General features: G+C 45.1%; 17 protein-coding genes. All 17 read left to right on the top strand.

From position 1 onward, the window contains the following. Positions 1-186 precede the first annotated feature (186 nt). The 17 genes from rplN (at position 187) to rplQ (ending at position 8737) form a co-directional block, all read left to right on the top strand. On the top strand, positions 187-558 hold the full coding sequence (gene rplN / locus AB4517_RS17155) for a 50S ribosomal protein L14 (protein WP_004736740.1): 372 nt from the start codon (positions 187-189) through the stop codon (positions 556-558). Between the two features lie 11 nt (positions 559-569). After that, positions 570-887: a 50S ribosomal protein L24 gene (gene rplX, locus AB4517_RS17150; RefSeq protein WP_004738792.1), complete on the top strand. Its 318-nt coding sequence runs from the start codon at positions 570-572 to the stop codon at positions 885-887. A 24-nt stretch (positions 888-911) separates the two neighbouring features. Beyond that, positions 912-1451, top strand: coding sequence for a 50S ribosomal protein L5 (gene rplE, locus AB4517_RS17145; protein ID WP_004738790.1), 540 nt, complete (start codon positions 912-914; stop codon positions 1449-1451). Positions 1452-1467: 16 nt separating this feature from the next. Next, a complete protein-coding gene (rpsN, locus tag AB4517_RS17140; RefSeq protein WP_004738789.1) occupies positions 1468-1773 on the top strand; it encodes a 30S ribosomal protein S14 in 306 nt (101 codons plus the stop codon). Between the two features lie 29 nt (positions 1774-1802). Continuing rightward, positions 1803-2195: a 30S ribosomal protein S8 gene (gene rpsH, locus AB4517_RS17135; protein ID WP_017061309.1), complete on the top strand. Its 393-nt coding sequence runs from the start codon at positions 1803-1805 to the stop codon at positions 2193-2195. A gap of 10 nt (positions 2196-2205) precedes the next feature. Further along, the gene (rplF, locus tag AB4517_RS17130) at positions 2206-2739 is read left to right on the top strand and encodes a 50S ribosomal protein L6 (protein WP_017063712.1); all 534 of its coding nucleotides are present in this window, start codon (positions 2206-2208) and stop codon (positions 2737-2739) included. Positions 2740-2748: 9 nt separating this feature from the next. After that, positions 2749-3102, top strand: coding sequence for a 50S ribosomal protein L18 (gene rplR, locus AB4517_RS17125; RefSeq protein WP_004738784.1), 354 nt, complete (start codon positions 2749-2751; stop codon positions 3100-3102). A 14-nt stretch (positions 3103-3116) separates the two neighbouring features. Next, complete coding sequence (rpsE, locus tag AB4517_RS17120) at positions 3117-3617, top strand: 30S ribosomal protein S5 (protein ID WP_017061307.1); 501 nt, start codon at positions 3117-3119, stop codon at positions 3615-3617. A 7-nt stretch (positions 3618-3624) separates the two neighbouring features. Next, positions 3625-3801 (top strand): 50S ribosomal protein L30, encoded by a 177-nt coding sequence (gene rpmD, locus AB4517_RS17115; RefSeq protein WP_004736756.1) that lies wholly within the window; start codon positions 3625-3627, stop codon positions 3799-3801. A 5-nt stretch (positions 3802-3806) separates the two neighbouring features. Beyond that, on the top strand, positions 3807-4241 hold the full coding sequence (rplO, locus tag AB4517_RS17110) for a 50S ribosomal protein L15 (protein WP_004736758.1): 435 nt from the start codon (positions 3807-3809) through the stop codon (positions 4239-4241). Positions 4242-4261: 20 nt separating this feature from the next. After that, entirely contained in the window at positions 4262-5596 is a 1335-nt protein-coding gene (gene secY / locus AB4517_RS17105) for a preprotein translocase subunit SecY (protein ID WP_004738781.1), read from the top strand. A gap of 41 nt (positions 5597-5637) precedes the next feature. Continuing rightward, complete coding sequence (rpmJ, locus tag AB4517_RS17100) at positions 5638-5751, top strand: 50S ribosomal protein L36 (protein WP_000868186.1); 114 nt, start codon at positions 5638-5640, stop codon at positions 5749-5751. Positions 5752-5899: 148 nt separating this feature from the next. Continuing rightward, positions 5900-6256 carry a 30S ribosomal protein S13 gene (rpsM, locus tag AB4517_RS17095; RefSeq protein WP_004738779.1) on the top strand — a complete coding sequence of 119 codons (357 nt, stop codon included), beginning with the start codon at positions 5900-5902 and terminating at the stop codon, positions 6254-6256. A gap of 19 nt (positions 6257-6275) precedes the next feature. Then, positions 6276-6665, top strand: a complete 390-nt coding sequence (rpsK, locus tag AB4517_RS17090) for a 30S ribosomal protein S11 (RefSeq protein WP_004738778.1) — start codon at positions 6276-6278, stop codon at positions 6663-6665. Positions 6666-6696: 31 nt separating this feature from the next. After that, positions 6697-7317 (top strand): 30S ribosomal protein S4, encoded by a 621-nt coding sequence (rpsD, locus tag AB4517_RS17085; protein WP_004738777.1) that lies wholly within the window; start codon positions 6697-6699, stop codon positions 7315-7317. 22 nt (positions 7318-7339) lie between these two features. Next, entirely contained in the window at positions 7340-8332 is a 993-nt protein-coding gene (locus AB4517_RS17080) for a DNA-directed RNA polymerase subunit alpha (RefSeq protein WP_004729813.1), read from the top strand. 24 nt (positions 8333-8356) lie between these two features. Continuing rightward, a complete protein-coding gene (rplQ, locus tag AB4517_RS17075) occupies positions 8357-8737 on the top strand; it encodes a 50S ribosomal protein L17 (RefSeq protein WP_004729812.1) in 381 nt (126 codons plus the stop codon). The last annotated feature ends 156 nt before the right edge of the window (positions 8738-8893 follow it).

Below are 8893 nucleotides of genomic sequence, written 5' to 3'. Positions count from 1 at the left end.
GTTCTAGAAAAAGCGAAGATTTAATCTTTGTAATTCTATAACTTATAAGCGGCTCCAAATTATTTTTTGGAGCCGCTTGTTTTTTGTCTACCCAATTTAAAAAAAGGGTGGTACAATTCGCGTCCCTTTTAAAGAGGCAGCCCGACCCGAGAGGGTCTAGTTTTAATATTTAGCGGAGCACTAACAATGATCCAGATGCAAAGTACACTTGACGCAGCAGATAACTCTGGCGCGCGCAAGGTAATGTGTATTAAGGTTCTGGGTGGCTCTCACCGCCGTTATGCACATATCGGTGACGTCATCAAGGTTACAGTGAAGGAAGCGATTCCTCGCGGTAAAGTAAAGAAAGGTGATGTTCTGAAGGCGGTAGTAGTGCGCACCCGTAAAGGCGTTCGTCGCCCAGACGGTTCTGTCATTCGCTTCGACAGTAATGCTTGTGTATTGTTAAATGACACTACTGAGCAACCAGTCGGCACACGTATCTTTGGTCCTGTGACTCGTGAACTTCGTAACGCGAAATTCATGAAGATTGTATCACTAGCACCTGAAGTTCTGTAAGGAGCGGCAATATGGCAGCTAAAATCCGTCGTAATGACGAAGTAATCATTCTTGCTGGTAAAGATAAAGGCAAGAAAGGTAAAGTAACTAAGGTTCTGACAACTGGTAAAGTTATCGTTGAAGGCATCAACCTTGTTAAGAAACACCAAAAGCCGGTTCCGGCTCTAGGTCAACAAGGTGGCATCGTTGAACAAGAAGCAGCTATTGATGCTTCTAACGTTGCTGTTTTTAACGCGGCTACTGGTAAAGCAGACCGTATCGGTTTCCGTATCGAAGATGGCAAGAAAGTTCGTTTCTTCAAATCTAACGGCGAAACTGTTTCTAACTAATTAGAAGTAATTTGGAGTTCTACTATGGCGAAACTGCATGATTACTACAAGTCGTCTGTAGTCGCTGAGCTTACCAAAGAGTTCAGCTACACAAGCGTCATGCAAGTCCCTAGGATTGAGAAAATCACCCTAAATATGGGCGTTGGTGAAGCAATCAACGATAAGAAACTGCTAGAAAACGCAGCAGCTGATATGGCAACGATCTCTGGTCAAAAGCCACTTATCACTAAAGCGCGTAAATCTGTAGCTGGTTTCAAAATTCGTGAAGGCTACCCAATTGGTTGTAAAGTAACCTTGCGTGGTGAGCGCATGTGGGAATTTTTAGAGCGTTTAATCTCTATCGCACTTCCACGTGTACGTGATTTCCGTGGTGTTAGCGCTAAGTCTTTTGACGGTCGCGGTAACTACAGCATGGGCGTTCGCGAGCAAATCATCTTTCCGGAAATCGACTACGATAAAGTCGATCGTGTCCGCGGTCTTGATATCACTATCACGACTTCTGCGGGTTCCGATGAGGAAGGCCGAGCTCTGCTGGCTGCCTTTAACTTCCCATTCCGTAAGTAAGGGTAGGGTTACTGTTATGGCTAAACAATCAATGAAAGCACGTGAAGCTAAACGTGCAAAACTAGTAGCTAAGTTCGCTGAAAAGCGTTCTGCGCTAAAAGTTATCATTAGCGATGTAAACGCATCTGAAGAAGATCGTTGGAATGCGGTTCTTAAACTGCAATCTCTTCCACGTGATTCAAGTGCATCACGTCAGCGCAACCGTTGCAACCAAACTGGTCGTCCACACGGTTACCTACGTAAATTCGGTCTAAGCCGCATTAAGGTTCGTGAAGCTTGCATGAAAGGCGAGATTCCGGGTCTTCGTAAGGCTAGCTGGTAATTGCCACTTAATCATTTGGAGTAAATCTTATGAGCATGCAAGATCCGATTTCGGATATGCTGACCCGAGTTCGTAACGGTCAGGCAGCAAACAAAGTTGCTGTAAAAATGCCTTCTTCAAAGCTTAAAGTTGCAATTGCTGCATTACTTAAAGCTGAAGGTTACATCGTAGACTTCGCTGTTAACAGCGAAGCAAAACCTGAGCTAGAAGTTACTCTTAAGTACTTCCAAGCTAAACCTGTAATCGAGCAAATCAAGCGTGTATCACGTCCTGGTCTAAGAGTTTATAAAAATAAAGACTCTTTACCTACAGTGATGGGTGGTCTTGGTATTGCAGTTGTTTCTACTTCCAAGGGTCTGATGTCTGACCGTGCTGCTCGTAAAGCAGGTCTTGGCGGTGAAATCATCTGTTACGTAGCTTAAGGAGTAGATTATGTCTCGTGTTGCTAAAGCACCTGTCGCTATTCCAGCTGGCGTAGAGGTGAAACTAAACGGCCAAGAAGTTACTGTAAAAGGTAGCAAAGGTGAGCTTACTCGCGTTCTTAACAGCGCCGTAGTTATTGCACAGGAAGAAACCAACCTAACTTTCGGTCCGAAAGAAGGTGTTACTAACGCATGGGCACAAGCTGGTACAGCTCGCGCTCTAGTTAATAACATGGTTGTGGGTGTTACTGAGGGCTTCACTAAGAAGCTAACTCTTAAGGGTGTTGGTTACCGTGCTGCTATGAAAGGCAACTCTGTAGCTCTAACTCTTGGTTTTTCTCACCCAGTAGAGCACGCTCTACCTGAAGGTATTAAAGCTGAGTGCCCTAGCCAAACTGAGATCATCATTACTGGTTGCGATAAGCAAGTAGTAGGTCAAGTTGCGGCTGACATTCGTTCTTACCGTGCTCCTGAGCCTTACAAAGGCAAAGGTGTTCGTTACGCAGATGAAAATGTGCGTACTAAAGAAGCTAAGAAGAAGTAAGGTATCACTATGGATAAGAAAGCATCTCGCATCCGTCGTGCTACACGTGCACGTCGTAAGATTGCAGAACTTGGTGCAACTCGCCTGGTAGTACACCGTACTCCTCGCCATGTTTACGCACAAGTTATCGCGGCAAACGGCTCTGAGGTTATCGCAGCTGCTTCTACTGTAGAAAAAGCGATCCGTGAGCAAGTTAAGAACACTGGTAACGTTGATGCAGCTAAAGCAGTTGGTAAAGCTGTTGCTGAGCGCGCTCTTGAAAAAGGCGTAGCTTCAGTTGCATTTGATCGTTCTGGTTTCCAATACCACGGTCGAGTAGCGGCGCTAGCAGAATCTGCTCGCGAAGCTGGTCTGAAATTCTAAGGTAGGGTTGGAAGATGGCTAAAGAACAACAACAAGCTAATGATTTGCAAGAAAAGCTGATCGCAGTTAACCGTGTATCTAAGACGGTTAAAGGTGGTCGAATCATGAGCTTTACTGCACTAACAGTAGTTGGTGACGGTAACGGTCGCGTAGGTTTCGGTTACGGCAAAGCTCGTGAAGTACCTGCTGCGATTCAAAAAGCAATGGAAAAAGCGCGCCGTAACATGGTTACAGTATCGCTTAACGAAGGCACTCTTCACCACCCGGTGAAAGGTCGTCATTCGGGCTCTAAAGTTTACATGCAGCCAGCTGCAGAAGGTACAGGTGTTATTGCCGGCGGTGCAATGCGTGCTGTACTTGAAGTTGCGGGCGTACATAACGTACTTTCTAAAGCATACGGTTCAACGAACCCGATCAACATCGTTCGTGCAACGATTGGTGCTCTAGTAGACGTTAAGTCACCAGAAATGGTTGCTGCTAAACGTGGTCTAACTGTTGAATCTATTTCGGAGTAAGCACACGATGGCAACTATTAAAGTAACTCAAACTAAAAGCTCAATTGGTCGCCTACCTAAGCACAAAGCGTGTCTTAAAGGTCTAGGTCTTCGTCGCATCAACCATACAGTAGAACTTGAAGATACACCGTGCGTACGCGGTATGATCAACAAGGTTTACTACATGGTTAAGATTGAGGAGTAATCAGAATGCGTTTGAATACTCTATCACCGGCTGCTGGCTCTAAACCTTCTAAGAAGCGTGTAGGTCGTGGTATCGGTTCTGGCCTTGGTAAAACAGGTGGCCGCGGTCACAAAGGTCAAAAGTCACGTTCTGGCGGCTCTGTTCGTCCAGGTTTTGAAGGCGGTCAAATGCCTCTAAAACAACGTCTACCTAAATTCGGTTTCACTTCTCGTAAGAGCCTAGTGTCTGCTGAAGTTCGTCTAGCTGAGCTAGCGAAAGTAACAGGTGACGTAGTTGATCTTAACAGCCTTAAAGCTGCTAACGTTATCACTAAGAACATCGAGTTTGTTAAGATCGTTCTTTCTGGTGACCTAAGCAAAGCTGTGACTGTTAAAGGTCTACGCGTGACTAAAGGCGCTAAAGCTGCAATCGAAGCTGCAGGCGGTAAAATCGAGGAATAATCTCGAGGAACGAGGTACAGATGGCTAAGAAACCAGGACAAGATTTTCGTAGTGCTCAGAGCGGCTTAAGTGAACTAAAGTCGCGCTTATTATTCGTAATTGGTGCACTTTTAGTATTCCGAGCCGGCTCTTTTGTGCCGATCCCTGGTATTGACGCAGCTGTACTTGCCGATTTGTTCGATCAGCAAAAAGGTACCATCGTAGAAATGTTTAACATGTTCTCCGGTGGTGCTCTTGAGCGTGCATCTATATTAGCATTGGGTATCATGCCGTACATTTCGGCATCGATCGTAGTCCAATTGCTAACTGTAGTTCATCCAGCGTTAGCGGAACTCAAGAAAGAGGGTGAAGCAGGCCGTCGTAAGATAAGCCAATATACACGCTACGGCACGCTTGTACTTGCAACATTCCAAGCTATTGGTATCGCAACAGGCTTACCAAACATGGTCGACAATCTGGTTGTTATCAACCAAACCATGTTTACGCTTATTGCTACCGTGAGTTTAGTAACTGGTACCATGTTCTTAATGTGGTTAGGTGAACAAATCACTGAGCGAGGAATCGGTAATGGTATTTCCATTCTGATTTTTGCAGGTATTGTTGCTGGATTGCCTTCTGCAATCGGTCAAACAATCGAGCAAGCGCGTCAAGGTGAATTGCATGTGCTTCTTCTGCTGTTGATTGCTGTATTGTCTTTTGCTGTTATTTACTTCGTAGTTTTCATGGAACGTGGTCAACGTCGTATCGTCGTTAACTATGCGAAACGTCAACAAGGTCGTAAAGTTTTTGCAGCACAAAGCTCTCACTTGCCTCTTAAGATTAATATGGCAGGTGTTATTCCAGCGATTTTCGCATCAAGTATTATTTTGTTCCCAGGAACATTAGCGCAGTGGTTTGGTCAAAATGGTGAAAGCAGCGCGTTCGGTTGGTTAACTGACGTGTCATTAGCTCTTAGCCCAGGTCAACCTTTGTATGTAATGCTTTATGCAGCAGCTATAATCTTCTTCTGTTTCTTCTATACAGCGTTGGTGTTTAACCCACGTGAAACAGCTGATAACTTGAAGAAGTCTGGTGCATTCGTACCCGGTATCCGCCCAGGTGAGCAGACAGCGAAATATATCGATAAAGTGATGACTAGACTAACCCTTGCGGGCGCTCTATACATTACTTTTATATGTCTGATTCCTGAGTTCATGATGGTCGCGTGGAACGTTCGTTTCTACTTTGGCGGCACATCACTACTAATCGTAGTGGTAGTTATCATGGATTTCATGGCACAGGTACAGACTCATCTGATGTCACAACAGTATGATTCTGTGTTAAAGAAAGCGAATCTGAAGGGTTACGGCCGTTAATTCGGTGGTAACAATTTCGATTCCATTTACGGAGTTTAGCAATGAAAGTTCGTGCTTCCGTTAAAAAAATCTGCCGTAACTGTAAAGTTATCAAGCGTAACGGTGTCGTTCGCGTGATTTGCAGTGAGCCAAAGCATAAGCAACGCCAAGGCTAATTAGCAGAAATTTTTACTTGAAATACAAGGTAGAGTCGAGTATATTCCTCGGCCTACCTTTTGCGTGCAAAAGAAGTAGTATGCCGCAGCGTATCCATAACGGGCTTTGCTGCGGATAATTCTTTTATGAACCCCTTAGGAGTGAATAATGGCCCGTATAGCCGGCATTAACATTCCTGATCATAAGCATTCTGTAATTGCACTTACTGCAATCTACGGTATCGGTAAAACTCGCTCTCAAGCTATTCTAGCTGAAGTGGGTATTGCTGAAGATGCTAAGATCAGTGAACTAACTGAAGAGCAGATCGATCAACTGCGTGATGGTGTAGCTAAGTACACTGTAGAAGGTGATCTACGTCGTGAAGTATCGATGAACATCAAGCGTCTTATGGACCTTGGCTGTTACCGCGGTCTTCGTCATCGTCGCAGTCTACCACTACGTGGACAGCGTACTAAAACCAACGCTCGCACCCGTAAGGGTCCGCGCAAGCCGATCAAGAAATAGTCGGATAAGGTAGAGTACAATGGCAAAACAACCAACTCGCGCGCGTAAGCGCGTACGCAAGCAAGTAGCTGATGGCGTAGCGCACATTCATGCTTCTTTCAACAACACAATCGTAACTATCACTGACCGTCAAGGCAACGCTCTTGCATGGGCTACAGCAGGTGGTTCAGGTTTCCGTGGTTCTCGTAAATCTACTCCGTTCGCAGCACAAGTTGCAGCTGAGCGTTGTGGTGAAATGGCTAAAGAATATGGCCTAAAGAACTTGGAAGTTATGGTTAAGGGTCCAGGTCCAGGTCGCGAATCTACTGTTCGTGCACTGAACGCTGCTGGTTTCCGTATCACTAACATTGTTGATGCGACACCAATCCCTCATAACGGTTGTCGTCCACCTAAGAAACGTCGCGTTTAAGTTTCGTTTCTAGGAATATTGGAGAAAGATCATGGCAAGATATTTGGGTCCTAAGCTTAAGCTTAGCCGTCGCGAAGGTACTGACTTATTCCTTAAGTCTGGTGTCCGTGCGATCGATACCAAGTGTAAAATTGATAACGCACCAGGTGTACACGGCGCTCGTCGCGGTCGTCTATCTGAGTATGGCGTTCAGCTTCGTGAGAAGCAAAAAGTTCGTCGTATCTACGGCGTTCTAGAAAAACAATTCCGCAACTACTACAAAGAAGCTGCACGTCTTAAAGGCAACACAGGTGCAAACCTGCTTCAGCTTCTTGAAGGTCGTCTTGATAACGTAGTTTACCGTATGGGCTTTGGCGCCACTCGTGCTGAATCTCGTCAACTAGTTAGCCACAAGTCTATTCTAGTTAACGGTAAAGTTGTAAACGTTCCTTCTTTCAAAGTAGCGGCAAACGACGTTGTTTCTATCCGCGAGAAAGCTAAACAGCAATCTCGTATTAAAGCGGCTCTAGAAGTTGCTGAACAACGTGAAAAGCCAACTTGGATTGAAGTAGATGCTGGCAAAATGGAAGGTACATTCAAGCGTATGCCTGAGCGTTCTGACCTATCAGCTGACATCAATGAACACTTGATCGTCGAACTTTACTCTAAGTAAGGTTAAAAAAAGAGAGGACACAATGCAGGGTTCTGTAACAGAATTTCTTAAGCCGCGTCTTGTTGACATTGAACAGATCAATACGACACACGCGAAAGTAACTCTTGAGCCATTAGAGCGCGGTTTCGGCCACACTCTAGGTAATGCTCTTCGCCGCATTCTTCTATCTTCTATGCCGGGTTGTGCCGTAACAGAAGTTGAAATTGAAGGTGTGCTACACGAATACAGCACTAAAGAAGGCGTTCAGGAAGATATCCTGGAAATCCTTCTAAACCTTAAAGGTTTGGCTGTACGCGTTGCTGAAGGCAAAGATGAAGTGTTTATTACACTGAACAAATCAGGCTCAGGCCCTGTTGTTGCAGGTGACATCACCCACGATGGTGATGTAGAGATCGCTAACCCTGAGCACGTAATTTGTCACCTAACGGATGACAACGCTGAGATCGCTATGCGTATCAAAGTAGAACGTGGTCGTGGTTACGTTCCAGCTTCAGCTCGTATCCATACTGAAGAAGATGAGCGTCCTATCGGTCGTCTACTAGTTGACGCTACTTACAGCCCGGTTGATAAAATCGCTTACGCTGTAGAAGCGGCACGTGTAGAACAACGTACTGATTTAGACAAGCTTGTTATCGATATGGAAACGAACGGTACTCTAGAACCTGAGGAAGCAATCCGTCGTGCAGCTACTATTTTAGCTGAACAATTGGATGCGTTCGTAGATCTTCGTGATGTACGTGTACCTGAGGAGAAGGAAGAGAAGCCAGAATTCGATCCTATCCTACTACGTCCTGTAGACGATCTTGAACTAACAGTTCGCTCTGCTAACTGTTTGAAAGCAGAAGCGATTCACTACATCGGTGATCTTGTACAGCGCACTGAGGTTGAGCTACTTAAAACGCCAAACCTTGGTAAGAAATCTCTTACAGAGATTAAAGATGTGCTTGCTTCACGTGGTCTTTCTCTAGGCATGCGTCTAGAAAACTGGCCACCAGCGTCAATCGCTGAAGATTAATCGAAAAGTTAGAAGGATTAGGTCATGCGCCATCGTAAAAGTGGTCGTCAACTCAACCGCAACAGCAGTCATCGCAAAGCGATGTTCAGCAACATGGCTAGCTCTCTTGTTCGTCACGAAGTTATTAAAACTACCGTGCCTAAAGCAAAAGAACTACGTCGCGTAATTGAGCCATTGATTACCCTAGCTAAGACAGACAGTGTTGCTAACCGTCGTCTTGCATTTGCTCGCACTCGTGATAACGAAGTTGTGGCAAAACTATTTAATGAACTAGGCCCGCGTTTCGCGGCTCGCCAAGGTGGTTACACTCGCATTCTTAAATGTGGTTTCCGTACTGGTGATAAAGCTCCAATGGCTTACATTGAGCTTGTAGACCGCCCAGCTGCTGAAGAAGCTGCTGAGTAATCTATACTAGATTCTTAATACAAAAGCCGAGCATTAGCTCGGCTTTTTTGTGTCTGTAGAACAAGGAATAGACAATAGAAATTGCACCATGATGTTTGGCATTTTTTGCTTGTCTTGTCTGCGCCATTTTTCAAAAATATCTCGTATCTCGTATCT

It is taken from the genome of Vibrio sp. 10N.222.52.C3, assembly GCF_041474195.1.
In the GTDB taxonomy this organism is placed as follows: domain Bacteria; phylum Pseudomonadota; class Gammaproteobacteria; order Enterobacterales; family Vibrionaceae; genus Vibrio; species Vibrio crassostreae_C.
The sequence above is the reverse complement of the archived record's forward strand: the minus strand, read 5'-3'. Positions and strand labels throughout refer to the sequence as shown.